Source organism: Streptomyces corchorusii, from assembly GCF_001514055.1.
Lineage (GTDB): Bacteria > Actinomycetota > Actinomycetes > Streptomycetales > Streptomycetaceae > Streptomyces > Streptomyces olivaceoviridis.
Window position 1 is genome coordinate 274,925 of record NZ_KQ948360.1, and the last position, 23,409, is coordinate 298,333.

The window sequence follows — 23,409 nt, forward strand, 5'->3', positions numbered from 1 at the left end:
GGTGTTCGTGTTGTTCGTCATGGCAGCAGCGTCCGACCGGCTGCCGGCCGGATACAGGCACAGGCTGTACCAGGATCCACGGCCGGGCGGCGCGCACACTGGGCGTATGGACAAGCAGGAGCTCGGGGCGTTCCTCCGCAGCCGCCGCGAGCGGCTGCGGCCACAGGACGTCGGCCTCCCCTCCGGCCCGCGCCGGCGCACACCAGGTCTTCGCCGCGAGGAAGCAGCGGTCCTCGCGCACATCTCCACCGAGTACTACATCCGCCTCGAACAGGGCCGGGCACCACGCCCCTCGGGCGACGTCCTGGCCGCGATCGCCGGCGCGCTGCGGCTCACCGACGCGGAGTCAGACCACCTCCACGTCCTCGCCGGCACCGCGCCGAACCGTACGGGACTGCACCGGCGCGACGTCCGCCCGAGCATCCTCGCGCTCCTGGAGCGGCTGCCGCAGACGGCCGGCTTCGTGATGTCCGCCGCGTGCGAGGTCCTCGCATGGAACGACCTCGCGGCCGCGCTCATGGAGGACTTCGCCCCGCTCGCCCCCGAGGACCGCAACCTCGCGCGCCGGGCCTTCCTCGGGCCGCAGCGCGCCGATGAGACGCTCTACGGGATCTCCGACGCCGCCGAGTTCCGGCTGAGCGTCGTGATGCAGCTCCGCACCACCCTCGCCCGCTACCCCTGCGATCCCGCGGTGACCGGTCTCGTCGGCGAACTCCGCGATGCCAGCCCTGACTTCGTCCGCCTCTGGGCGCGACACGACGTACAGACCGCGCCGATGCTCACGAAGACCTTCCGCCACTCAGCCGTCGGGGAGATCACCGTCGACTGCGACACGCTCACCCTCACCGACCGTGACCAGTACCTCGTCCTCTTCAGCGCGCCGTCGGGGTCCCCCGGGGCCGACGCCCTGGCCCTGCTGAACCTCCTGGGAACACAGGCCAGTCACTACATGCCGTAGCGCACAGCCGGCCACCGCGAACACCATCGCCGACTACGAGGACCGGTGCGGCCTGACCGCGCTGTTCTGGTCCGACGTCACCCCGTACGGCACCTTCCGCCTGGAATCCGGCGCAGTGGATGCCCGCCCGGGCAAAACCCTGGTGTCCTAGCTCAGGCACCAGCCGCAAAAGCAGGTCGCGCAGCCCAGCTGGGCCCAGCCGAGGGCCGCCGGGTGCGATCGGCGGCGGCCCTCGGTTTCAAGGTGCTGTCTTGGCCGAATGACGGCCGGTGGGTGCGGTCAGGCGTCGCTGTTGTCGGTCGGTGTCGCCTCACCGAGCATGGCGAGGGTCAGCACGTTGCCGGAGATGCCCCAGCCGCCGTCGGCGACTTCTTCGACCAGCACCATGGTGTTGTCGCGGGCGCGCTCGCCGTAGATCTCGACGTACAGCTCGGTGGTGCGGGTGACGATCTCCTCCTTCTGCTTCGGGGTGAGGGTCTTCTCGGGGACCTTGAAGTTCGCGAAAGGCATGGCTGGTCGTTCCTTCTCTCAGTGGGGCGTTACAAGGAGCTGCCTGCGGTGAGCAGGCGGTCCAGTCCGATGCGGCGGAAGAAGTCGGCGCGGACGCGGTCGGCGACCGCGGAGACGACTTCGCTGCCGTCCCGACTGGGATCCACGTGGGTGCGCAGCGGCCGGGTGCCGTGCGGCATCGCGACCAAGCGCACGACGGCTTCAGCGACCTCGGTCACATCGGCGTCTGGAGGGATGAGCGCGGCCAGACGCTTGCCCAGATCGTCCGTCACGGGTTGGTGACGCTGGTCGTAGGCTTCGGCACGATCACGGTCCGCGGGGGCGCCGGCGTGGGCGAAGTGGTTGGTGCCGGTGGTGAACGCACCGGGCACCACGATCGCGGTGTCGATGCCGAACGGGAGCACCTCGGCGGCGTAGCTGACGGCCAGCGCGTCCATCGCGGCCTTGGCTGCGAAGTACGGGGCCAGGAACGGGGGGCAGCCGCCGCGGGTGCTGGAGCTGCCGATCCACACCAGCAGTCCCGAGCCCTGCTCACGCAACTTCGGCAGGGCGGCGCGGTTGACGCGTTGGGTACCCAGGACGTTCACGTCGTACAGGTCCGCGAGTTGCTCGGCGGTGAACGCCTCGGCGGCGCCCAGGACCATGTGTCCGGCGTTGTGCACGACCACGTCCAGCCGGCCGCGCTCGGCGAAGATCCGGTCTGCTGCGGCGTCGGCGGAGTCCTGGCAGGTGACGTCCAGCTCGACGGCGTGCACGTCGACCTGGTGGTCGGTGCCGTAGCGCACCAGGCCGGCCACCGCGGTCGCGTTGCGGGTCGCGATCTGGCGGATGCCCGCGTACACGGTGTGACCGGCGAGGGCCAGAGCACGCACGGACAGCGCCCCGATGCCGCTGGAGGCCCCGGTGACCAGGATGACCTTTCCGGTGTCGTAGTTCCTCATGACAGGGTCCTTCGTTGATCCATGGGGTGGTTGCGGGCGGGGCTCAGATGATTCCGCCGTTGGCGCGGACGACCTGTCCGTTGATCCAGTGGCCGGCCGGGGAGGCCAGGAACGCGACGACCTCGGCGATGTCGGCCGGGGTACCGAGGCGCTCCAGCGGGGGCTGGGCGGCCAGGCGGGCAATGGTCTCCTCGTCCTTGCCGTCCAGGAACAGATCGGTGGCCGTGGGGCCGGGCGCGACGGCGTTGGCGGTGACGTCCCGGCCCCGCAACTCCCGGGCCAGGATCAGCGTCAGCGCCTCGACCGCACCCTTGCTGGCGGAGTACGCGCCGTAGTTCGGGAAGGCCAGCCCCACCACGGACGTGGAGAACGTCACAATCGCACCGCCGCGGCGCACCCGACGGGCGGCCTGCTGGACGACGACGAACGTGCCGCGAATGTTGGTGCGGTGCAGGTCGTCCAGGACGGCCAGGTCCAGCTCGGCGATCGGCGCCATGTGTGCCCGCCCGGCCGCGTGCACGACGACGTCGACACCGCCGAACTCCGCCTCGGCCGCGTCGAACAGAGCCGCGACGGCGTGCTCGTCGGCGACGTCGGCGCGCACTGCGATCGCCCGGACACCACCGGTGACCGCCTCCTTCACGGCTGCTTCGGCCTCGTCCTGGTTGCCGGCATAGCCGACCACGACGGCGTACCCGTCGGCGGCCAGCCGGCCGACGGTCCGGCGGCCGATGCCGCGCGAGCCGCCCGTGACGATCGCGACCCGGGGCGGGACGGAGGGCTGGGCCGGGGCAGCGATCCCGTCGGGGGAAGCGGGAATAGACATGGCTGACTCCTGTGGTGGATATGGGTCGGGCCGCGGTCTCGCCGTCGCCCTGCTGCGTCCTCCACGCTCGGCCGGTCCCCCATCCCTAGCCAGGGCTGCGTTTACCCAGGGGATGCCACCCCCTGGCTACGGCCTGGCACGCGAGCGACCATGAAGGGGTGAACCTTCCCGAACTCGGCGCCTTCCTCAGGACACGCCGCGACCGCATCCGCCCCGCCGAGGCCGGTCTCCCCCAAGGCCCGCGCCGACGCGTCCCGGGGCTGCGCCGCGAGGAAGTCGCCCAGCTGGCAGGGCTGTCGGCCGACTACTACACCGAGCTGGAACGCGGCAGCGCGAAGAACGGGGTGCAGCCCTCGGCCCAGACCCTGGCCGCCCTCGCCCGAGCCCTGCGCCTGAACGTCGACGAGCGCGACCACCTGTTCCACCTGGCCGAGCGGCCTGTCCCCCCGTCGGCACACGGACCGTCGGCACACGTGCAGCCCGCGCTCCTCGGACTGTTGGACCGGCTGTCCAACACCCCCGCGCGCGTCATCACCGACCTGCACGAAACCCTGGTGGAAAACGACCTGGCCCGGAACCTGCTCGGCAAGTCCCCGGCACACCGCGGACCGGCGGCGAGCTTCGTGTACCGCTGGTTCACCGACCCGCAGACCCGCGAGAGGTACCCGGTCGAGGACCACCCGCACCACTCCCGGGTGTTCGTGGCCGACCTCCAGGCAGCAGCCGCCCGCCGCGGCCGGGACGCGGAGGTCACGAGGATGATCGCCGTGCTACGCCGCCGTAGCCCGGAGTTCGCAGCCCTCTGGGACACCCACGACGTCGCGGTGCGCCGCAAGGACCACAAGAAGATCGTCCACCCCACACTCGGCGTCATCGAACTCGACTGCTACAACCTTCTCAGCGAGGACGGACGCCAACGCCTGCTGTGGTTCACCGCGCCGCCCGGAAGCCGGGGAGCCGAGCAACTGGAACTGCTCTCCGTCATAGGAACCCAGGACCTGAGCGTCCCCGAGGGCAGGGCACCGCAGGGGTTGTCCGCGGCGGAATCAGGAAGGCAGCGCTGACCCGCGCCTCGGAGGACGCCAGGGGCTGTCCGATCAAGACGTGGCGGCCCTCTCCCAGCACAGGCGGTTTCCGGCCCGGGACTCACGACGACGCACGCCCGCTCACGCAAACGGCCCCGGACGAGGAGCCCGAGGCCGAGTAGGCGCCCTCCCTGGGGGAGAAACCCCAGGTCAGAGCGGTAACGCGTTGTGCCCCCGGCAGGATTCGAACCTGCGACACCCGCTTTAGGAGAGCGGTGCTCTATCCCCTGAGCTACGAAGGCGTGGGTGGGCGTCCTGGTGGGCGCTCGGTCCACAGGGTACCGGATCAGGACGGGGGGACGTGGGTGAAGCGGGATGCGGTGTGGAGGTCTTGCTGGATGCGGGCCGCCGTCGTGTGCAGGGCGGGCAGGAGATCGGCGACGACATCCCGCAGGGTGCGCCGTGCCGCGTGGGTGGAGACGTTCAGGGCGGCCACCGTCCGGCCCGTGCGGTCCCGTACCGGTACGGCGATGGACCGCAGGCCCGATTCCAGTTCCTCGTCGACCAGGGCGTAGCCCTGGGAGCGGACCTCGGTGAGCGTCGGGGACAGGGGAGCGGCGCTGTCCGCCAGGAGGACGCGGCCCAGGGAGGTCGCGGTGGCCGGCAGCCGCGTGCCCACGGCGATCCGTACGGTCAGGACCCGGCTAGTGCCCGCCCCGGCCGTGTACTGGATCTCCTTGCCGTCGCTCGTCAGCACCGCCAGTGCCGTCGGTTCCCGTACCGCGTCCGCCAGGGCCCGCAGGTGCGGTTCGGCCAGGCGGGGGAGTGTCGTGCGGGACAGGGGCGGGAAGCCGAGGTCCAGGACCCGCGGGGTGAGGGCGAAGGTGCGGTCGGGGCGGGCCGTCACCAGGCCCAGGTGCTCGTGGGTGAGCAGCGCCCGGCGTGCGGTGGCCCGGGACAGGCCGGTCGCACGGGCCACCTCCGTCAGGGACAGCGCCGAGCGGCCCTCGCCGAACGCCGTCAGCACCGTCAGACCCCGGGCCAGCGACTCCACGAAGTCCCGGCCGAGTTCGTGCTTGGACGCCGTGGTCCAGGTCGCCAGGCCGGCCGGTGCCGGACCCGGCTCGGGCGCGGGTGCGGTGCGCAGGTCCGTCTCCATCGCCCGCACCGCCGTACGCAGCCGGGGCAGCAGGCTGGTGCGCAGGTCCGCCGCGGAGTGCCGGCTGGTGTGGCTGACCACGCTCGCCACGCAGGCCACGCGGCCGGTGCCGGGATCCCGTACCGGTACGGACACCGCGACCAGGCCCGGCTCGATCAACTGGTCGTCCACGGCCCAGCCGTCCCGGCGCGCCCGCTCCACCCGTTCCGTGAAGGAGTCCGCGCAGGAGCCGGGAGAGGAGGGCTTGGAGGAGGAGGTGGAGGAGTAGTCGTTCGTCGGCTCCGCTCTGGGCGGTACCGCTGGGAAGGACGCGTCCTGTGCGTCCTCTGCCCGGCGTTCCCGCCAGCGGGTCCAGTCCGGTTCCGTCCACTCCGTCGCGAACAGCGCGCCCGGCGCGGTGCGTTCGGCCGGCAGCAGGTCGCCGATGCGGAAGCTGACGGACAGCGCGCGGCGGCGGGTGGCCTGGTGGATGAAGCGGATGCCGTCGAGGTCGGCCACCGCGAGCGACACCGACTCGTCCAGTTCGTCGGCGAGGGCGTCGGCGCGCGCGTCGAGCAGCGCGGGCAGGCGCAGGGCGGCCAAGTAGGCGTTGCCCAGCTCCATCACGCGAGGGGTGAGGACGACGTCCCGGCCGTCGAGGCGGACGTAGCCCATGCGGCCGAGGGTGCCGGTGATCCGGTCCACCGTGGAGCGGGCGAGGCCGGTGGCCCGTTCCAGCGCGCTCGGGCTGAGCGTGCCGCCCGCCTCGGTGAGCCGCCGTAGCACCGCGACTCCGCGCACCAACGGCCCGACCGCCTCCCCCGGCGTCCCGGCCCCGGCGCGGGCATCGGCATCCACTGCGGTCATGGCGGGCATCGTCTCTCCGGTACGGCATCCCATCGGGGCATGGGGGCACGCCTACGGTAAACCCCTGTCGGCCGGACCCGAGTCGGCCGGACCCGAGCAGGGCGCGTGCCGGCTTCCAGCCCTCACGCCCCCACCCTCACGCCCCCACTCCCGCCCCCGCCCCCCTCGTGATCCGCACCCGGTAGTTGCCCTCCTCGTCCGTCTTCAGGACCTGGACGGTGATGCCGTGGCGGGGGTCCTTGAAGGTCTCGCCGGGGGCGAAGGGCGCGTCGGAGAGTTCGGCGTGCACGTTGGGGCTGCGGGTGCAGCCGCCGCTCTGGCGGTGGCTGTCGTAGACGGTGACCGGGCCGCGGCCGGTGTCGACGCTGCCGTCGACCTTGTAGATGAGCAGTCCCGGGCGGCACACCGCCTCGTCGTTGCCGCCCTGCGCCCGGACCTCCAGCGCGTAGGTGCTGCCCGGGGTGACCGGCACCAGGACCAGCTTTCCGCCGCCCGGCCGGTACAGCGGGGACAGGGTGTACTCGGTGCTGCCCCGCGCCGCCGCGCAGCCGACCTGGCCGCCGTCCAGCCAGCCCAGCTTCCACTTGTGCCAGCCCAGCAGGTCGTTGTTGGCGCCCCAGTCCTCGCTCATGATGTCCCAGTGCCCGACCGCGCCCCCGCCCGCCTGGGTGTACAGGTCGGGCAGGCCGAAGGTGTGGCCGTTCTCGTGCGGCAGCACCCGGTAGCCGGTGCGGGAGTAGGAGCCGGAGCCGTCGTCCTGGCGGGAGTAGACGAAGGAGGCGTTGGAGATGCGGACGCCGTCGGCGACCGGGGCGTCGTCGTTCCCGGCGAAGGTCACGGACAGCACGGTGTCCAGGGCGGAGGGGCCGGCGTTCGGGGTGATGAGCACGTTCAGCAGGTCGTAGTCGCGGAAGTCCACCGTCGGGTCGGCGGCGGCCACGATGTCCTGGACCAGGTTCCGGTAGCCGGGGTCGAAGGGCGCGCCGCGCTCTATGCCGTACGCCTGGAAGGTCTTCGGCATGCGCAGCCAGGTGGTGACGGGGGTCTCGGGGCGGTAGTCGAGACGGCCGTACGACGCGGTGCGGAACCACTCCTGGGTCTGCGGGAAGAACTCGTGGAAGCGGTCCATCGCGCTGCCCGGTCCGGGTGCGTCGGGGAAGTCCACCATCAGGGTCAGGGCGCGGACGGTGCCGGTGGCGCGGGAGTAGCCGGACGGGGTGGGCAGGCCCTCGGTCATCTGCACGTCCAGACCGCCGCGGATCATGCAGGGTACGAGCGCGGAGTTGCGGGCCAGGTCGTCGGGCCCGGCGGCGGAGGGGGGCGCCGTGAGGTTCCCGGTCCCGGCCGAGGTGCTGACCGCGAGGGTCAGTGCGGTCACCATCGACAGGGCGGCAACCCGGCGCGGGCGTATGCGGGGGCGGGGGCGGGGGCGGGGCTGCGGCTGCGGCTGCATGCAGGGACCTTTCGCGCCACGGCAGCCGCCGGTCTCCGGCTGCACCCTTGCGCTCACCCTGTGTCGGCGGGGCGGTGGGCGCGCGCTGGAGGAGACCGATCGTGGGAAAGCGGGGCCGCAGCGGGGTGAATCCCAGGGGACGGTGATTGTGTCTCAGGTCACATCGCTTCTTTCGGTTGGCGGGAAATAACCGGGGAGGGTTTCCCCGTTTAGCCCTGTGTTCGATCGAAACGGGGACCGGTTCCCCGGATCGCGCCCGGCGCGCGAACGCTCACCGTCGAGTGCTCGTCGCCGAGTCGTCGAGTCGGCGAACCGATGAGTCGCCCAGCCGCCTGGTCGCCGAATCGCCGAATCGCCGAGTCACAGGATGCGCCACTTGCACCACGGCACACCGCCGTGCCGCACCCCCGACCGACCCGAGGAGTTCACCGTGACCGCCACGACCGCCCCCTCCGTGCGCAAGGCGCCCCGGCCGCGCGCCGATGCCCTGCGCAACCGGGAGCGGATCGTCACCGCCGCCCGGGAGATGTTCGTCGAGCACGGTCCGGACGTGCCGCTGGACGAGATCGCCCGCCGGGCCGGCGTCGGCAATGCCACGGTGTACCGCAACTTCCCCGACCGTGACGCCCTCGTCCGTGAGGTCGTCTGCTCCGTCATGGACCGTACGGCCGAGGCGGCCGAACTGGCCCTCGCGGAGACCGGGGACGCCTTCGCCGCCCTGGAGCGGTTCGTGCACACCGCCGCCGACGAGCGGATCAGTGCGCTGTGTCCCATGGTGTCCAGCACCTTCGACCAGCACCACCCCGACCTGGAGGCCTCCCGCGAGCGCGTGGAGCAACTGGTCGAGGAGGTCATGGGCCGGGCCAAGGTGGCCGGGCAGCTCCGGCCGGACGTCGGGGTCGGCGATCTGATGATCGTCGTGGCCCAGCTGAGCCGGCCCCCGGCCGGCACGGACTGCATGCGCGGCGACCGCTTCGTCCACCGTCATCTGCAACTGTTCCTCGACGGTCTGCGGGCACCCGCCCGCTCCGCCCTGCCGGGCCGGGCCGTCGAGATCAGGGAGCTGCGCGACTGCTGACCGACGACCGACCGATCAGTTCAGCTCCCGTACCCAGTCCGCCTTCCGAGTAACGGCCGGTCCACCTTGCGTGGAACGGCCGGTCCACCGTCCGTAGCACGGCCTCTTCATCTTTCCGCCGTACTCCGTTTTCTCGTCATTTTTCCGTCACGCCTTTCGTCACCGTCTCCTTCACGAAGTCCCGGCCCTCTCCGTCCCGAAGTCCCGACCGTCTCCGTCACGAAGCCGTGACCTCCTCCTTCACGAAGTCCCGAACTTCTCCGTCACGAAGTCCCGAAGTGGGTATCTCCATGTCCGAAGCAGCCCTCAAGGCTCCCGGCGCCGCCGCTCCGAGCGGTGACGCCAACCGCTGGAAGGCGCTCGTGTTCATCGCGCTCGCCCAGCTGATGGTCGTCCTCGACGCCACCATCGTGAACATCGCCCTTCCCTCCGCCCAGACTGACCTCGGCATATCCGACGGCAACCGGCAGTGGGTCGTCACGGCCTACGCCCTCGCCTTCGGCGGCCTGCTGCTCTTCGGCGGCCGGATCGCCGACCTGTGGGGCCGCAAGCGCGCCTTCGTGCTCGGCCTCGCCGGTTTCGCCGCCGCCTCCGCGCTCGGCGGTGCCGCCACCACCGGCGCGATGATGTTCGGCGCCCGCGCCCTCCAGGGCGTCTTCGGCGCACTGCTCGCCCCGGCCGCGCTGTCCCTGCTCGCGGTGATGTTCACCGACGCCAAGGAGCGCGCCAAGGCGTTCGGCATCTACGGCGCCATCGCGGGCGGTGGCGGTGCCGTCGGCCTGATCCTCGGCGGTTTCCTCACCGAGTACCTGGACTGGCGCTGGACCTTCTTCGTGAACGTCCCGTTCGCCGTGGTCGCCGCGGCCGGCGCCTACTTCGTCATCCGTGAGCCGGAGGGCGGGCGCAACCGCAACCCGCTCGACATCCCGGGCGTCCTGCTGTCCACCCTCGGTCTGGTCGCGCTCGTCTACGGCTTCACCCGCGCCGAGTCCGACGGCTGGGGCGACGCGGTGACCGTGTCGATGTTCGTCGCCTCCGTGGTGCTGCTGGTCGCGTTCGCGATCGTGGAGTCCAAGGTCAAGGCCCCGCTGCTGCCGCTGCGCGTGGTGACCGACCGCAACCGCGGCGGCATCTACCTGTCCCTCGGTCTCGCGATCATCGGCATGTTCGGCCTGTTCCTCTTCCTGACCTACTACCTCCAGGTCGTGAAGGGCTACTCGCCGGTCAAGACCGGCTTCGCCTTCCTGCCGATGGTGGCCGGCATGATCACCGGCTCCACCCAGATCGGCACCCGGCTGATGACCCGCGTCCCGGCCCGCCTGCTGATGGGCCCCGGCTTCCTGGTCGCCGCGATCGGCATGCTGCTGCTGACCCAGCTGGAGATCGACTCCTCCTACGGCGCCCTGCTGCTGCCCGCGATGGTGCTGCTCGGCCTCGGCATGGGTACGGCGTTCATGCCGGCGATGTCCCTGGCCACCCAGGGCGTCGAGCCCCGGGACGCCGGTGTCGCCTCCGCGATGGTCAACACCTCGCAGCAGGTGGGCGGCGCGATCGGCACGGCCCTGCTGAACACCATCGCGGCCTCGGCGACCACCTCGTACATCAAGGACCACATCGCCGGTGCCGCTTCCAAGCCGCAGCAGCAGCTGGTGATGCTCCAGGGCCAGGTGCACGGCTACAGCACCGCGATCTGGTTCGCCGTCGGCATCCTGGCCGCCGCCGCCCTGATCGCCTTCACCTTCGTCAACGCCGGCCGTCCCGGTTCCAACCCGGTGGCCTCCGGCTCGGGTGTCGAGGACGAGGTGCCGGTCCCGGTGGTGGCCCACTGACCGGCCGTACGGACCGACCCGCCTTGCGCTGACCGGCTGACTAGCGGAGCCAGGGCAGGTCCGCACCCGCTTCGTTGGGCTGGAGGCCCTCGGCGACGATCTCCATGATCTCGCCGAGGGCCTTCTGCTGTTCCGGGCTCAGCCGGTCGAACAGCGCCTGCCGCACGGCGGTGACATGGCCGGGCGCGGTGCGCCGCAGCACCTCGTAGCCCGCGTCGGTGAGGACGGCGAACTGGCCGCGCTTGTCGGAAGGACAGTCCTCACGGCGTACCCAGCCGTTCTTCTCCAGCCGGGCGATGGCGTGCGAGAGCCGGGAGCGGGTGATCTTGGCCTTCATGGCCAGTTCGGTCATCCGGAGCCGGCGGCGCGGCGCCTCGGCGAGGCCGACGAGGAGGCCGTAGTAGATGTGCGGCATGCCCGCGTCGCGCTGGAGCTGCCGGTCGAGGTGGTCCTCCAGCAGGGTGGTGGCGTGCAGGTAGGCGCGCCAGATGCGCTGTTCCTCGTCGGTGAGCCAGCGGTGCCGCGCGGCGGCGGGGTCCGGTGCCGTGTTCATATCCCCACTGTACGAGCCAGCTCCTTGAAACTTGAACAAGTCAGGCGTAGAGTTTCCGTGAGAACTTGAGAGTTAAAGCATCTGGATCACCGGGAGCCGCCGCGATGTCCGCCACCGCCCAGGAGCGCATGCCCGCGCTGTACCTCAGCCACGGTGCCCCGCCGCTCGCCGACGACCCCGTCTGGCCCGGCCAGCTCGCCGCCTGGTCCGCCGGCCTGCCCCGGCCCAAGGCGATCCTCATGGTGTCCGCGCACTGGGAGGAGGCCCCGCTGGCCCTCGGCGCGGTCGAGACCGTCCCGCTCGTCTACGACTTCTGGGGCTTCCCCGAGCACTACTACCAGGTGCGGTACGCCGCCCCCGGCGCCCCCGCGCTCGCCGAGTCCGTCCGCAAGCTGCTGCGCGCCCCCGGCATCCCCGTCCAGGACATCCCCGACCGCGGCCTTGACCACGGCGCGTACGTCCCCCTCGTCGAGATGTTCCCGGACGCCGACATCCCCGTCCTCCAGATCTCCCTGCCCACCCTCGACCCGGTGCGCCTGATGGACATCGGCCGCAAGCTCGCCCCCCTGCGCGACGAGGGCGTGCTGATCGTCGGCTCCGGCTTCTTCACCCACAACCTGGCCGCCCTGCGGTACGCCGGCCGGGGCGTGCCGAGCTGGTCCTCCGAGTTCGACGACTGGGGGAGGCGGGCCCTGGAGACCCGCGACTGGGACGCGCTGCTCGACTTCCTGAACAAGGCCCCGGCCGGCCGCTACGCCCATCCGCGCACCGAGCACTTCGCCCCGCTCTTCGTGACCATGGGCGCGGCGGAGGCAGGCGGCGAGCTGGACGCGCAGAAGTCCGTCATCGACGGGTTCTGGATGGGAATGGCGAAGCGGTCGGTGCAGTTCGGATGAGGCGGGGGCCGGGCCGCGACGGCCCGGTCCGAGGCGAGGTCCGGTCCGCTGCGGCCCGGCTGGGCTAGAGGTGGGCCAGAGGTGGGCTAGAGGGGCTTCTCGTACCAGGCCACGTCCCAGTAGCGGCCGAACTTGCGACCCACCTCGCGGTACGTGCCCACGTACGCGAAGCCGAAGCGCTCGTGGAGCCGGGTGGAGGCCTCGTTCGGCTGGGCGATGCCCGCGTAGGCGCGGTGCACGTCCTCCCCGGCCAGGGCGTCGAACAGGGCGCCGTAGAGCAGCGTGCCGATCCCGCGGCGGCCGGAGTCGGGGGCGACGTACACCGAGGTCTCCACGGACGTCGCGTACGCCGGCTTCGGCCGGTAAGGGCTGGATGTGGCGTACCCCAGAATCTCCTGTGACTCCGCGTCCGTGGCAACCATCAGCCGGTGCGGGCCGTCTTCCGGGTGGGAGAGCAGCCAAGGGCGGCGCTCTTCCGGGGTGAAGACCGCGGTATCGAATGTGATGGCCGTCTCACGCACATAGTGGTTGTAGATCGCCGTGAGGGTGTCGAGGTCTGCCTCGATTCCTGGTCTGACCTGCGTCTCAGTGGGTTCCGACCGCATCTCGCCTCCCAGCGTGGCGGACAGGGTACTGCATGATCAGAAAAGTTGGGGGGCGGGTTGGGAATTCTGTCCGGATTCCAGTCGTTGTTTCCCACGGATGCAGGGCACTCGGAGAGAGTCTCGGAGCGAGAGCGAGTGAGCGAGTCCCAGAGACTCCCCCGTCAGTGCCGAGCGTTCGCCAGGACCACCCGCCAGCCCACCATCGCAAGGGAGCACGCATGGCAACCCGTGCCGTCGCCCGTCGTAAGTCCGCCACCGGCGAGACGGCCGACTCGGCAAGCAGTGTTCGCGCTCATGGCGGCGAGATCGCAGACCGCGACCTGGTCGGCATGTACCTCGACGAGATCGCGCGTACGCCGCTGCTCGACGCCGCCAAGGAGGTCGAGCTGTCCCAGACCATCGAGGCGGGTGTGTTCGCGCGGCAGGTCCTCGACGGCGAGGAGGAGTCCAAGACGGACGCCACCCGCGAGGAGCTGGAGGCCCTGGTCGCCGCCGGTGAGCGGGCCAAGGACGTCTTCATCCGCTCCAACCTCCGCCTGGTCGTCGCGGTCGCCCGGCGCTACCCGCGCAGCGGTCTGCCGCTGCTCGACCTGATCCAGGAGGGCAACGCCGGCCTGGTGCGCGCCGTGGAGAAGTTCGACTACCGCAAGGGCTTCAAGTTCTCGACGTACGCCACCTGGTGGATCCGGCAGGCCATCACCCGGTCGATCGCCGACCAGTCCCGCACGATCCGGCTCCCCGTCCACCTGGTGGAGGAGCTGGGCCGCATCCGCCGCGTGCAGCGCGAGTTCAACCGCGAGCACGGCCGCGAGCCGGAGCCGGCCGAGATCGCCGCGGAGCTGGGCTCGACGCCGGAGCGCGTCACGGACGTCCTCGACTGGTCCCGCGACCCGGTCTCGCTGAACATGGCGGTGGACGACGAGGGCGAGACCCAGTTCGGCGACCTGCTGGAGGACACCTCGGCGGTCTCTCCCGAGCAGTCGGTCATGACCCTGCTGCGCAGCGAGGAGCTGGACGACCTGATCGGCCGCCTGGACCAGCGCACGGCCTCCATCATCAAGATGCGGTACGGCATCGAGGACGGCCGCGAGCGCACCCTGACCGAGGTCGGCAAGGAGCACGGGCTCACCCGTGAGCGGATCCGGCAGATCGAGAAGCACGCGCTGCTGGAGCTGAAGAAGCTGGCCCGCCAGACCGGTTTCGACGCGGCGGCGTGACGCAGGGGGTGCACGGGGCGCACACCCGGTGGCGAAAGACGGCGCAAACATGGCGTGGTCCCATCGCTTCAACCGCTGGGCCCGAGGGAACAACCCTTCCGGGCCCAGGAGCGGGCCCGGGAACCGCACTCCCCACCCCACCGCACAGCCCCGGCCGACCCCACCCGGCCGGCCCACGTGAACCACGTCCCGTCGCAATCCCCCCCCGGCGCCGGGACCTCCCCGAGCCGGACTTCGGCGCCCCTCCCCCCCCGGGCGCCGGAGTCCGGCTTCTTCTCGTGAGGGGCCACGGGAGGCCAGGGGCCCGGGGGCCAATGAGGCCGTGTCCGGCCCTGACCTGCTGGAAAGGCGGCCCACCCCGTACCTGAACCCCGGGGTGGACCGCCGGATGGCAGATTCTGCCACACAGGCATAGCCTGCCGGGATGAGCACCACCCCCAGCGCCGCCCACCAGCCGTTTTCCGCCTCCGCACCGGTGTCCCTCACCGAACGCAGGAAGGCCGAGACACGAATGGAGATCGCCCGGGCGGCGGCAGCCCTCTTCGTCCAGCGCGGCCTGCGGTCCACCCGCGCGGAGGACATCGCCCAGGCCGCGGGCATCGCACCGCGCACCTTCTACCGCTATTTCGCCACCAAGGAAGAGGCGGTGGCCCCCCTCTACGCGGCCGGCGCCCAGCGCTGGGCCGAGGCGGTCCGTACGGCCCCGGCGCATCTGAACCTCCCCGAGGCCCTGGAACACGCCGTCCAGCACACCCTCACCCCTGGCCTCGGCGTCTCGGCCGCGTCCTGGGAATGGCTCCGCACCCTGGTCCGCCTCGCCGACACCAGCCCGGCCCTGCGCAAGGTGTGGGCGGAGGTGTGCCAGACGTCGGAGGGGGCGCTGGCGGAGATCCTGATGAGGCGAGCCGAGGCGGCGGGGGGTCCGGCCCCGCTCACCCCGCACCTCCGCTTCGCCGCGGCCGTGGCCGGTGCCGCCGTGCGCGTGGCCGTGGAGTCCTGGGCCGCCACGACGACCCCACCCACCGGCCCGGACGGCCCGGCAGCCCTGGCCCTTCAGAACCTGCGCGCCCTCCGGTCCTTCGAGTGGGGCGAGAGCGGGAGCCGGGGTGCGGGGCGGTGAGATGACCTCCGGACAGAGGTGAGGTGCCCCAGGGAAGGTGGAAGGGGAGGCAGGCGCCCCGGACCACGGTGCGACGGCCCTACACCCTCCCGTCGGCGTCGGCCCCCGCCGCCCTGCTCAACCGGCCCCCCAACTCCCGCACGCACTCCCCCAGTTCCCCGGGCCCGCGCACCGCGAACTCGTAACCGGCCATCACCAGCCGTACCGCCAGCCACTCCAGGGGATCGCCGGTGGTGCCCCGCAGCACACAGCCGCCCGAACCGTCGTCCTCGGGCACCCCGAGCCACCGCGGCAGGCGCCCGGACACCCGGTCCGCCGACGCGGCGAACCGCACCTCGAACGCGTACGTCTCCTGCCGTCGCTGGATCGACTGCCGCAGGAACTCGGCGGCGCTCCCCGTCGGCAACTCCCGGGGCGCGAACCGGACTCCGGTCGCGAACGGCTCGCTCACCCGGTCGACCCGGAAGGTGCGCCAGTCCGCCCGGTCGAGGTCGTACGCGACCAGGTACCAGCGCCGGCCCGTCGACACCAGCCGGTGCGGCTCGGTCAGCCGCCGGGACGCGCTGCCGTCCTTGTCGCGGTAGGCGAACCGCAGCCGCTCCCGCCCGGCCACCGTCGACGCCATCACGGTCAGCGTCTCCGGGGCGATGCTCGGTCCGTCCCCGCTGGTGAGCGGTGTGGTCGCGGCCTGGAGCGTGGACACCCGGTGGCGCAGCCGGGAGGGCAGCACCTGCTCCAGCTTCGCCAGGGCCCGCACGGACGCCTCGTCCACCCCCTCCACGGCGTGCCCGGCACCGGCCCGCAGCCCCACCGCGATGGCGACCGCCTCCTCGTCGTCCAGCACCAGCGGAGGCATCGCCTTGCCCGCCACCAGCCGGTACCCGCCGTCCACGCCCTTCGTCGCCCGCACCGGATAACCCAGTTCCCGCAGCCGGTCGACGTCCCGCCGCACGGTCCGCCGCGACACCCCGAGCCGCTCGGCCAGCTCACCGCCGGGCCACTCTCGGGGCGTCTGGAGGAGCGAGAGGAGCTGGAACAGCCGGGCCGGAGTATCGGTCGTCATGCAGGCGAGCATGCCGGAAAAATAGGACGCGGTCTGACCTAATGCGGTCCTACGGTCGCTCCATGACCCCGAACGACAGCACCACCGCGCAAGGGCGCGGAGAACTGCGCGCACCGACCGCCGACCGCTCCCGCTGGCTTGCCCTGGCCATCGTCATGACCGCGGCCTTCATGGACCTGGTGGACGTGACGATCGTCAACATCGCCATCCCGTCCATCCAGCGCAGCGCGGGCGCCTCGGTCAGCCAGATCCAGTGGATAACCGCCGGCTACGCCCTCGCCTTCGCAGCGGGCCTGATCACCGGCGGGCGGCTCGGCGACATCCATGGCCGCAAGCGGCTGTTCCTCATCGGTATCGGCGGCTTCACGCTCGCCTCGGCCCTGTGCGGCTTCGCCGTGAACCCGGAGATGCTGGTCGCCTCCCGCATCCTCCAGGGCGGCATGGCGGCGCTGATGGTGCCGCAGGTGCTGTCGATCGTGCACGCCACCTTCCCGGCCCACGAACGCGGCAAGGTCTTCGGTCTGTTCGGCGCGATCGTCGGCCTCGGCGCGGTCTCCGGCCCGCTGCTCGGCGCACTGCTGACGGAGTGGAACCTGTTCGGCCTCGAATGGCGGCCCATCTTCCTCATCAACCTCCCTGTCGGCGTCCTGGCCTGGCTGCTGGGCCGCCGGTTCATCTCCGAGTCCAAGGCCCCCAAGGCGCTGAAGCTGGATCTCGTCGGCGTCGCCCTGGTCACGCTGGGCCTGCTGATGCTGCTCTATCCGCTCACCCGCGGGCGCGAGCTGGGCTGGCCGCTGTGGGGGTACCTGTGCATGGCCGGCGCGCTCGCCGTCTTCGCGGCGCTGGTGTCGTACGAGAAACGGAAGGCCGCCAGGGACGGTTCCCCGCTCGTCGAACTGTCCCTCTTCCGGGTGAAGAGTTTCGCCGCGGGCATCGCCGTGCAGACCGTCTTCGGGGTCGCGCTCGGCATCTTCTTCCTGGTCTGGACGCTGTACATGCAGATCGGCCTGGGCTGGAGCCCGCTGCGGGCCGGGCTGACCGGGGTGCCGTTCTCGATCGCCGTGTCCGCGGCGGCCGGGCTGTCGGTGCAGCAACTGGTCCCGCGGTTCGGGCGGAAGGTGCTCCAGGCGGGCGCGCTGGTGATGGGCGCGGGCGTGCTGCTGTACCTGTGGGAGGCCCGCCACTACGGCCTCGCCATCGCCTCCTGGCAGATGGCCCTGCCGCTGGTCGTGATGGGCATCGGCATGGGGCTGATCGTCGCCCCGCTGACCGACGCGGTGCTCTCGGAGGTGCCGCGCGAGCACGCCGGTTCCGCGTCCGGGCTCATCAACACCGTGCAGCAGATGGGCAACGCGCTGGGGCTGGGGCTGGTGTCGGTGGTCTTCTTCGGGCAGATCGGCGACCGGCTGACCCGGGCCCAGGTCGGTCCGGCCTTCGTGCACGCCTTCCAGTACGCGCTGTGGTGGGTCGCCGGGATCATGGCCGTGATCCTCCTGCTGATGTCCGCCTTGCCGAAGCGACCGGCCCAGCATGTGGAGGGCGGGGCCGAGGAGGCGCCGGCCGGGGAGAAGGAACCCGCGCTGGCGCACTGACCAGGCACGACGCGAGGCCCGGTACCGGTTCGGTGCCGGGCCTCCGCGCTGCCCGGACCGCGCCGGAGGTTCGCCGGACGCCTACCGGAAGCCGCCCGGAGCCGCCCGGGAGTCCGTTCATGCCCATCCCGGGCCCGAATCTGTTTACTTTCCGGAAATGCGGGCGTAGCCTGCCGCTGAAACCACACGTTCGGGCATGACCCGGAAACGGTCGGACATCGGCGCGGACACCGGCGTCGGACATCGGTCGGACATTGAGGCGGAGGCGAACGGACATGTACGCACCGGAGCGGCAGCAGGAGATCCTCCGGCTCGCCCGTGACGGCGGCCGGGTGGACGTGCTGTCGCTGGCCGAGGAGTTCCAGGTCACCGCGGAGACGATCCGGCGCGATCTGAAGGCCCTCGACCGGGCCGGTCTGCTCCGCCGGGTGCACGGCGGTGCCATCCCGGCCGGCCGCCTGGACTTCGAGCCGGACCTCGCCGAGCGCGAGACCACCGCCGCCGACGAGAAGGACCGCATCGCCAAGGCCGCCCTGTCCGAACTGCCGGCCGAGGGCACGATGATCCTCGACGCCGGTACGACGGTGGCCCGCGTCGCCGCCGCCATCCCGCTGGAGGCGCGGCTCACCGTCGTCACGCACTCCCTGCCGATCGCCGCCCGCCTCGCCGACCACCCGGGCATCCAGCTCCATCTGATCGGAGGGCGCGTACGGCACCGTACGCGCGCCGCCGTGGACGCGTGGGCGCTCCGCGCGTACGGCGAGATCCGGGCCGACGTGCTGTTCGTCGCCGCCAACGGCTTCTCCGCCGAGCACGGTCTGACCACCCCCGACCTCGCCGAGGCCGCGGTCAAGCGGGCCGCCGTCGCCGCCGCCCGGCGCGTGGTGCTGCTGGCCGACTCCTCCAAGCACGGCCAGGAGCACTTCGCCCGCTTCGGCGACCTGAGCGACGTGGACCTGCTGATCACCGACAGCGGGCTGAGCCCCGAAGACACCGCCGCCATCGAGCGCGGCGGCACGGAAGTAGTGCGCGCATGATCCTCACCGTCACCCCCAACCCGTCCCTCGACCGCACCTACGAGGTCCAGGCCCTCAAGCGCGGCGAGGTCATCCGCGCCGAGACCGAGCGCATGGACCCCGGTGGCAAGGGCGTGAACGTCTCGCGCGCGGTCGCCGCCGCCGGCCGGCGCACGGTCGCGGTGCTGCCCCTGGGCGGTGCGCCGGGGGCGCTCGTCGCCGAACTGCTCCACGCGCAGGGCATCGAGGTCGCGCCGGTCCCGGTCCTCGGAGCCACCCGCTCCAACATCGCGCTCGCGGAGGCCGACGGCGTCCTCACGAAGGTCAACGCGCCGGGTCCGGAGCTGTCGGGGCCCGAGCAGGAACTCCTCCTGGACACCGTCCGCTCCCAGTCCCGCGACGCCGACTGGATCGCCTGCTGCGGCAGCCTGCCCCGGGGGCTCGCGCCCTCCTGGTACGCCGATGTCGTCACGCGGGCGCACGCCGGGGGCGCCCGGATCGCGCTGGACACCTCGGGGCGTGCGCTCCTGGAGGCGCTGCGCGCGCGGCCCGACGTGGTCAAGCCGAACGCCGAGGAGCTGGCGGAAGCCGTCGCGCGCCCCCTGACGACCGTGGGCGACGCGCTCAAGGCGGCGGAGGAGGTGCGCTCGATGGGTGCCCGCGCCGTGCTGGCGAGCCTGGGCGCCGACGGCCAGCTGCTGGTGTCGGACGACGGCGCGTGGTTCGGCAGCGCGCGCGTGTCCGCGGTCCGCAGCAACGTCGGCGCCGGTGACGCGTCCCTGGCGGGCTTCCTCATCGCCGGCGGCACCGGTCCCGACGCCCTGGCCTCCGCCGTCGCCCACGGCGCCGCCGCCGTCCAGCTCCCCGGCAGCGTGATGCCGACCCCGGCCGACCTGGACCCGGCGGCGGTGACCGTGACCGCCGACATCCCCGTGGACCGCGAACTGAGGGAGCCGGCGTCATGACCGCCACGCCGTGTACGACCGCTCCGGACGGCGTGACACTCGCTCCGGCCGCCCGTGGAACGTGGGCGCGCGCCTCGGCCGCTCCGGCGGTTCGCGGCGTGAACGCTCCGGCGCAGGGGCCGACCACTCGCGGTACGCCCGTTACGGGTCGGTTCGTTGTGGGTCGATCCGTTGCGGGTCGGTCCGTTACTGCTCCGTCCGTTCAGGGTCGGTCCGTTACGGGCGCGTCCGATTCCCTCGGCAGGAGTCTCCCGCCGGCCCCGTACCGCTCCACCGCTCCCCACCTGCCCCCCGCCCCCGATACGCCGGCCCCGCCCCGCTCCCCCCGCCGCGGTGTCCCGTCGGTCCCCGTCCGCCCCACCGCCCCCCACAAGACCCCCGTCCCCACCTCCGCCCACCCCTCTCCCCGGGCGATACGCGTGCAGAGGAGCCCGCGATGAGCGACATGATCACCGCGGACCTGGTCGATCTCGACCTGTCCGCCGACACAAAGGAAGCGGCGGCCCGTGCCCTCGCCGAGCGCATGGTGAGCCAGGGCCGGGTGACCGACCTGGAGGGCTTCCTCGCCGACGTGGCCGCCCGGGAGGCCCAGATGCCGACCGGCCTGGACGGCGGTATCGGCATCCCGCACTGCCGTAGCGCCCATGTCACCGAACCGACCCTCGCGTTCGGCCGCAGCGCCGCCGGCATCGACTTCGGCGCGGCGGACGGCCCGGCCGACCTGATCTTCCTGATCGCGGCACCCGCCGGCGCCGACGACGCCCACCTCACGATCCTCTCCTCCCTCGCGCGCCAGCTGATGAACGACGAGTTCACCTCCGCGCTGCGGACGGTGGGCGACGCGGAGACGGCGGCGGCGCTGATCCGGGGCGACGAGGCAGCGTCGGCGCAGAGCGCCGAGGAAGCCTCCGAAGACACCGCTGCGGCGCCGGTGGCGGCCTCCACCGGCGCCGCGGCGGGCAGGACGGCGCACACGCCGGACGCGGATACGAGCACCGGGGGCGCAAGCCCGCAGGACGCGCCCGCGGCGGACACCGCACCGCCCGCCGCGGAGCCCGCCGGCTCCGGCGAGCGTCCCTTCCGCGTCGTCGCCGTCACCTCCTGCCCGACCGGTATCGCCCACACCTACATGGCGGCCGAGTCCCTGGAGAACGCCGGCCGCGAGGCGGGCGTCGAGGTGGTCGTCGAGACGCAGGGCTCGGCCGGCTTCGCCCGGCTGGACCCGGCGGTGATCGCGGCGGCGGACGGCGTGATCTTCGCGCACGACGTCCCGGTGCGTGACAAGGACCGCTTCGCGGGCAAGCCGACCGTGGACGTCGGGGTGAAGGCGGGCATCAACCGCCCCGCCGAACTCCTCGCGGAGGTCCGTGAGAAGGCGGCGCGCGGCGAGGCGAGCGCCCCGGCGCGCGCTTCGGCCGGTACGCCGGTCGACCGCGCGGGCGACTCCACCGAGGGCTACGGCACCAAGCTCCGCAAGTGGCTGATGTCCGGCGTCAGCTACATGGTCCCGTTCGTCGCCGCGGGCGGCCTCCTCATCGCCCTGGGCTTCGCGATCGGCGGCTACAAGATCAACAAGGCGCCGTCGGTGATGGACCACTTCGTGTGGACCCAGGCCGACAGCTGGGGCGCCCTGCTGTTCCAGATCGGCGGCGTGGCCTTCGGCTTCCTGGTCCCGGTCCTGGCCGGCTACATCGCCTACGGCATGGCCGACCGGCCCGGCCTGGTCCCCGGCTTCGTCGGCGGCGCGATCTCCCTCACCATCAACGCCGGCTTCCTGGGCGGTCTGGCGGCCGGCCTGATCGCCGGTGGCGTGGTGATGGCGATCCAGAAGGTGAACATCCCGGCGGCGATGCGCGGCATCATGCCGGTGGTGGTGATCCCGCTGATCTCCTCGGCGATCGTCGGGTTCCTGATGTTCGTCGTGATCGGCAAGCCCATCGCCTCCGCGCAGAAGGGCCTGACCGACTGGCTGAGCGGCCTCACCGGCACCAACGCCGTCCTGCTGGGCGCCCTCCTCGGCCTGATGATGTGCTTCGACCTCGGCGGCCCGGTCAACAAGGTCGCCTACACCTTCGCCACCGCCGGCATCGCCGTCTCCGACCCCAGCGACTCCGCCATGAAGATCATGGCCGCGGTGATGGCGGCCGGCATGGTCCCTCCGCTGGCGATGGCCCTGGCCACCACCGTGCGCGGCAGGCTGTTCACGCAGACCGAGCGGGAGAACGGCAAGGCCGCCTGGGTGCTGGGCGCGTCCTTCATCTCCGAGGGCGCGATCCCGTTCGCGGCGGCCGACCCGCTGCGGGTCATCCCGTCCTCCATGGTGGGCGGTGCGCTCACCGGCGCCCTGTCGATGGCCTTCGGCGCCACCCTGCGCGCCCCGCACGGCGGCGTCTTCGTGGTCCCGCTGATCGGCAACCCGCTCCTGTACCTGGTGGCCATCGCGGCCGGCGTCTGCGTCACCACGGCCCTGGTGGTCCTCCTGAAGGGGCTGCGCAAGCCGGTCCCCGGGGCCACGGCCACCGATCCCGCCGCGCCGGCGGCCACCGCGCCGAAGGAGACCAAGCAGCCGATAGCGGCCTGACCGCCGCACCGTCACCGACGGCGCCGCGCCCCGCTGCTCCTGCCTCTTGTCCCTTTGGTTCGCTGTGAGTTGTTCACGGCACCTGCGAGATACGTCACGGTCCGGGACCAAAGTCCCGGACCGTGGTGTGTACTGGGAGGCATGCCTGAGCACGCCCCGACCCTCCAGCTGATCGGCGTGGCCGTCCTCGCCGTGGCGGCCGTCGTCTGGGCCGTCGTTCTGATGCGTCTGCTGCGCCGCGCCGGCCGCCGGACCGTCGTCCGGCGCTCCACCGTGCCGCTCCCGGCCCTGCCGAGCCAGACGCGGGTCGGACCCTCCCGGGAGTCCGTCGAGCTGACGCCCGCCGAACAGGACGCGTTCGCGGGCCTGGTACGGCACCTCGCCAACGGCTGACCTCAGCCCTGCCGCGCCGCGCGCCGCTCCATCGCCTCCCGGGCCGCGTCCTCCGACAGGTAGACCTCGCACATGTGCCGTCCGTCGGGCGTCGCCGTGTGCTCGACCTCCCACAGGGAGATCTCGGTGCCGTCCGGCAGCAGGAAGGCGTGCTCGTACAGCGCGTAGCTCAGCCCGGCCCGTCCGGCCCGCCCCGGACGGCCGAACGCCTGGGTGATCTCGTGCGCGGTCGCCGTCGCCAGCAGTGCCGCCGTCCGCGCGTCGGGCCGGTCCGGGTTCTCCGCGCGGCGCAGCAGCCGGCGCGCGTGGTCCGCCGAGTCGTCGGAGGCGTACATGTGCCGGGGCTCGGGAATCGCCCACAGGCGCATCAGCGCGGGCAGCTCGAAGTCCCGCGTCTCCGGGGGCAGACCGAGCCGTGCCGTGGCGGTCTGCACCTCCTCCTCGTCGACGTACACCTCGTGCTCCGGCGCGCTGCCCGGCGTGGGGTTGTGCACCAGCTCCCACAGCGTGACCGCCGAGCCGTCGGCGAGCAGCCAGGTGTGCCGGTACGTCTCCCGGTGCAGCCCCGCGCTGTGGTACGCGGAGTGCAGCGAACTGTCGTGCGCCAGCGCGCAGTCGAGTCGTCTGATCACCTCGTCGGGCAGCTCGAAGGAGTTCAGGGCACGGCCGAGGAGCCGCGCGAGATGCTCCTCAGGAGACTCGGGCGACTCGGCTGGTTCGTACGCTGCGGTCTCGTACGGAACGCTCAAGGCTTCTCCCGGGCGTTGCTGCATGTCACCTTGT

The 23,409-nt window shown here is 72.2% G+C and carries 21 protein-coding genes and 1 tRNA gene; 12 read left to right on the forward strand and 10 right to left on the reverse strand.

Annotated features, from left to right (window positions below; all coding sequences use genetic code 11):
• Positions 1 to 106 precede the first annotated feature (106 nt).
• Complete coding sequence (locus AQJ11_RS26745) at positions 107 to 958, forward strand: helix-turn-helix transcriptional regulator (protein ID WP_059264643.1); 852 nt, start codon at positions 107 to 109, stop codon at positions 956 to 958.
• Positions 959 to 1,237: 279 nt separating this feature from the next.
• Here the strand turns inward: AQJ11_RS26745 and AQJ11_RS26750 are convergent, their stop codons facing one another.
• The 3 genes from AQJ11_RS26750 to AQJ11_RS26760 are packed head-to-tail and all read right to left on the reverse strand — an operon-like array spanning position 1,238 to position 3,235.
• Positions 1,238 to 1,468 carry a tautomerase family protein gene (locus tag AQJ11_RS26750; protein ID WP_059264644.1) on the reverse strand — a complete coding sequence of 77 codons (231 nt, stop codon included), beginning with the start codon at positions 1,466 to 1,468 and terminating at the stop codon, positions 1,238 to 1,240.
• 29 nt (positions 1,469 to 1,497) lie between these two features.
• Positions 1,498 to 2,409: an SDR family NAD(P)-dependent oxidoreductase gene (locus AQJ11_RS26755; protein WP_059264645.1), complete on the reverse strand. Its 912-nt coding sequence runs from the start codon at positions 2,407 to 2,409 to the stop codon at positions 1,498 to 1,500.
• 43 nt (positions 2,410 to 2,452) lie between these two features.
• A complete protein-coding gene (locus AQJ11_RS26760) occupies positions 2,453 to 3,235 on the reverse strand; it encodes an SDR family oxidoreductase (protein WP_059264646.1) in 783 nt (260 codons plus the stop codon).
• Positions 3,236 to 3,393: 158 nt separating this feature from the next.
• Between AQJ11_RS26760 and AQJ11_RS26765 the strand changes: the two genes are divergently transcribed.
• Positions 3,394 to 4,299 (forward strand): helix-turn-helix transcriptional regulator, encoded by a 906-nt coding sequence (locus AQJ11_RS26765; protein ID WP_059264647.1) that lies wholly within the window; start codon positions 3,394 to 3,396, stop codon positions 4,297 to 4,299.
• Between the two features lie 190 nt (positions 4,300 to 4,489).
• Here AQJ11_RS26765 and AQJ11_RS26770 read toward each other — a convergent pair.
• The 3 genes from AQJ11_RS26770 to AQJ11_RS26780 all read right to left on the reverse strand — a co-directional run bounded on the left by AQJ11_RS26770 (position 4,490) and on the right by AQJ11_RS26780 (position 7,718).
• Positions 4,490 to 4,562, reverse strand: a tRNA-Arg gene (locus AQJ11_RS26770).
• Between the two features lie 44 nt (positions 4,563 to 4,606).
• A complete protein-coding gene (locus AQJ11_RS26775) occupies positions 4,607 to 6,274 on the reverse strand; it encodes an IclR family transcriptional regulator domain-containing protein (RefSeq protein WP_059264648.1) in 1,668 nt (555 codons plus the stop codon).
• A gap of 127 nt (positions 6,275 to 6,401) precedes the next feature.
• Complete coding sequence (locus tag AQJ11_RS26780) at positions 6,402 to 7,718, reverse strand: M6 family metalloprotease domain-containing protein (RefSeq protein WP_059264649.1); 1,317 nt, start codon at positions 7,716 to 7,718, stop codon at positions 6,402 to 6,404.
• Positions 7,719 to 8,148: 430 nt separating this feature from the next.
• Between AQJ11_RS26780 and AQJ11_RS26785 the strand changes: the two genes are divergently transcribed.
• Together AQJ11_RS26785 and AQJ11_RS26790 are read left to right on the forward strand one after the other, a co-directional pair.
• A complete protein-coding gene (locus AQJ11_RS26785; protein ID WP_014673277.1) occupies positions 8,149 to 8,796 on the forward strand; it encodes a TetR/AcrR family transcriptional regulator in 648 nt (215 codons plus the stop codon).
• 290 nt (positions 8,797 to 9,086) lie between these two features.
• Entirely contained in the window at positions 9,087 to 10,625 is a 1,539-nt protein-coding gene (locus AQJ11_RS26790; RefSeq protein WP_059264786.1) for an MFS transporter, read from the forward strand.
• Positions 10,626 to 10,665: 40 nt separating this feature from the next.
• Here AQJ11_RS26790 and AQJ11_RS26795 read toward each other — a convergent pair whose 3' ends face one another.
• Positions 10,666 to 11,178, reverse strand: coding sequence for a MarR family winged helix-turn-helix transcriptional regulator (locus tag AQJ11_RS26795; RefSeq protein WP_014673274.1), 513 nt, complete (start codon positions 11,176 to 11,178; stop codon positions 10,666 to 10,668).
• A gap of 104 nt (positions 11,179 to 11,282) precedes the next feature.
• On the opposite strand from AQJ11_RS26795, the gene AQJ11_RS26800 reads away from it, so the two are divergent.
• A complete protein-coding gene (locus AQJ11_RS26800) occupies positions 11,283 to 12,074 on the forward strand; it encodes a dioxygenase family protein (protein WP_059264650.1) in 792 nt (263 codons plus the stop codon).
• A gap of 86 nt (positions 12,075 to 12,160) precedes the next feature.
• Here AQJ11_RS26800 and AQJ11_RS26805 read toward each other — a convergent pair whose 3' ends face one another.
• Positions 12,161 to 12,679 (reverse strand): GNAT family N-acetyltransferase, encoded by a 519-nt coding sequence (locus AQJ11_RS26805; RefSeq protein ID WP_059264651.1) that lies wholly within the window; start codon positions 12,677 to 12,679, stop codon positions 12,161 to 12,163.
• Positions 12,680 to 12,897: 218 nt separating this feature from the next.
• On the opposite strand from AQJ11_RS26805, the gene AQJ11_RS26810 reads away from it, so the two are divergent.
• A complete protein-coding gene (locus tag AQJ11_RS26810) occupies positions 12,898 to 13,896 on the forward strand; it encodes a sigma-70 family RNA polymerase sigma factor (RefSeq protein ID WP_059264652.1) in 999 nt (332 codons plus the stop codon).
• Between the two features lie 511 nt (positions 13,897 to 14,407).
• Positions 14,408 to 15,016, forward strand: coding sequence for a TetR/AcrR family transcriptional regulator (locus AQJ11_RS26815; protein WP_059264653.1), 609 nt, complete (start codon positions 14,408 to 14,410; stop codon positions 15,014 to 15,016).
• Positions 15,017 to 15,095: 79 nt separating this feature from the next.
• Here AQJ11_RS26815 and AQJ11_RS26820 read toward each other — a convergent pair whose 3' ends face one another.
• Positions 15,096 to 16,079, reverse strand: coding sequence for a helix-turn-helix transcriptional regulator (locus AQJ11_RS26820; protein ID WP_208616621.1), 984 nt, complete (start codon positions 16,077 to 16,079; stop codon positions 15,096 to 15,098).
• Positions 16,080 to 16,141: 62 nt separating this feature from the next.
• On the opposite strand from AQJ11_RS26820, the gene AQJ11_RS26825 reads away from it, so the two are divergent.
• The 5 genes from AQJ11_RS26825 to AQJ11_RS26845 all read left to right on the forward strand — a co-directional run bounded on the left by AQJ11_RS26825 (position 16,142) and on the right by AQJ11_RS26845 (position 22,626).
• The gene (locus tag AQJ11_RS26825) at positions 16,142 to 17,671 is read left to right on the forward strand and encodes an MFS transporter (protein ID WP_107120879.1); all 1,530 of its coding nucleotides are present in this window, start codon (positions 16,142 to 16,144) and stop codon (positions 17,669 to 17,671) included.
• Positions 17,672 to 17,946: 275 nt separating this feature from the next.
• Complete coding sequence (locus AQJ11_RS26830; protein ID WP_014673267.1) at positions 17,947 to 18,708, forward strand: DeoR/GlpR family DNA-binding transcription regulator; 762 nt, start codon at positions 17,947 to 17,949, stop codon at positions 18,706 to 18,708.
• Entirely contained in the window at positions 18,705 to 19,652 is a 948-nt protein-coding gene (pfkB, locus tag AQJ11_RS26835) for a 1-phosphofructokinase (protein WP_059264656.1), read from the forward strand. The genes AQJ11_RS26830 and pfkB overlap by 4 nt, the downstream gene beginning before the upstream one ends.
• A 436-nt stretch (positions 19,653 to 20,088) precedes the next feature.
• Entirely contained in the window at positions 20,089 to 22,233 is a 2,145-nt protein-coding gene (locus AQJ11_RS26840; protein ID WP_059264657.1) for a PTS fructose transporter subunit IIABC, read from the forward strand.
• A gap of 141 nt (positions 22,234 to 22,374) precedes the next feature.
• Positions 22,375 to 22,626, forward strand: coding sequence for a hypothetical protein (locus tag AQJ11_RS26845; RefSeq protein WP_059264658.1), 252 nt, complete (start codon positions 22,375 to 22,377; stop codon positions 22,624 to 22,626).
• Positions 22,627 to 22,628: 2 nt separating this feature from the next.
• On the opposite strand, the gene AQJ11_RS26850 is transcribed toward AQJ11_RS26845, so the two are convergent.
• Positions 22,629 to 23,375: a DUF6227 family protein gene (locus AQJ11_RS26850; RefSeq protein ID WP_059264659.1), complete on the reverse strand. Its 747-nt coding sequence runs from the start codon at positions 23,373 to 23,375 to the stop codon at positions 22,629 to 22,631.
• Between the last annotated feature and the right edge of the window lie 34 nt (positions 23,376 to 23,409).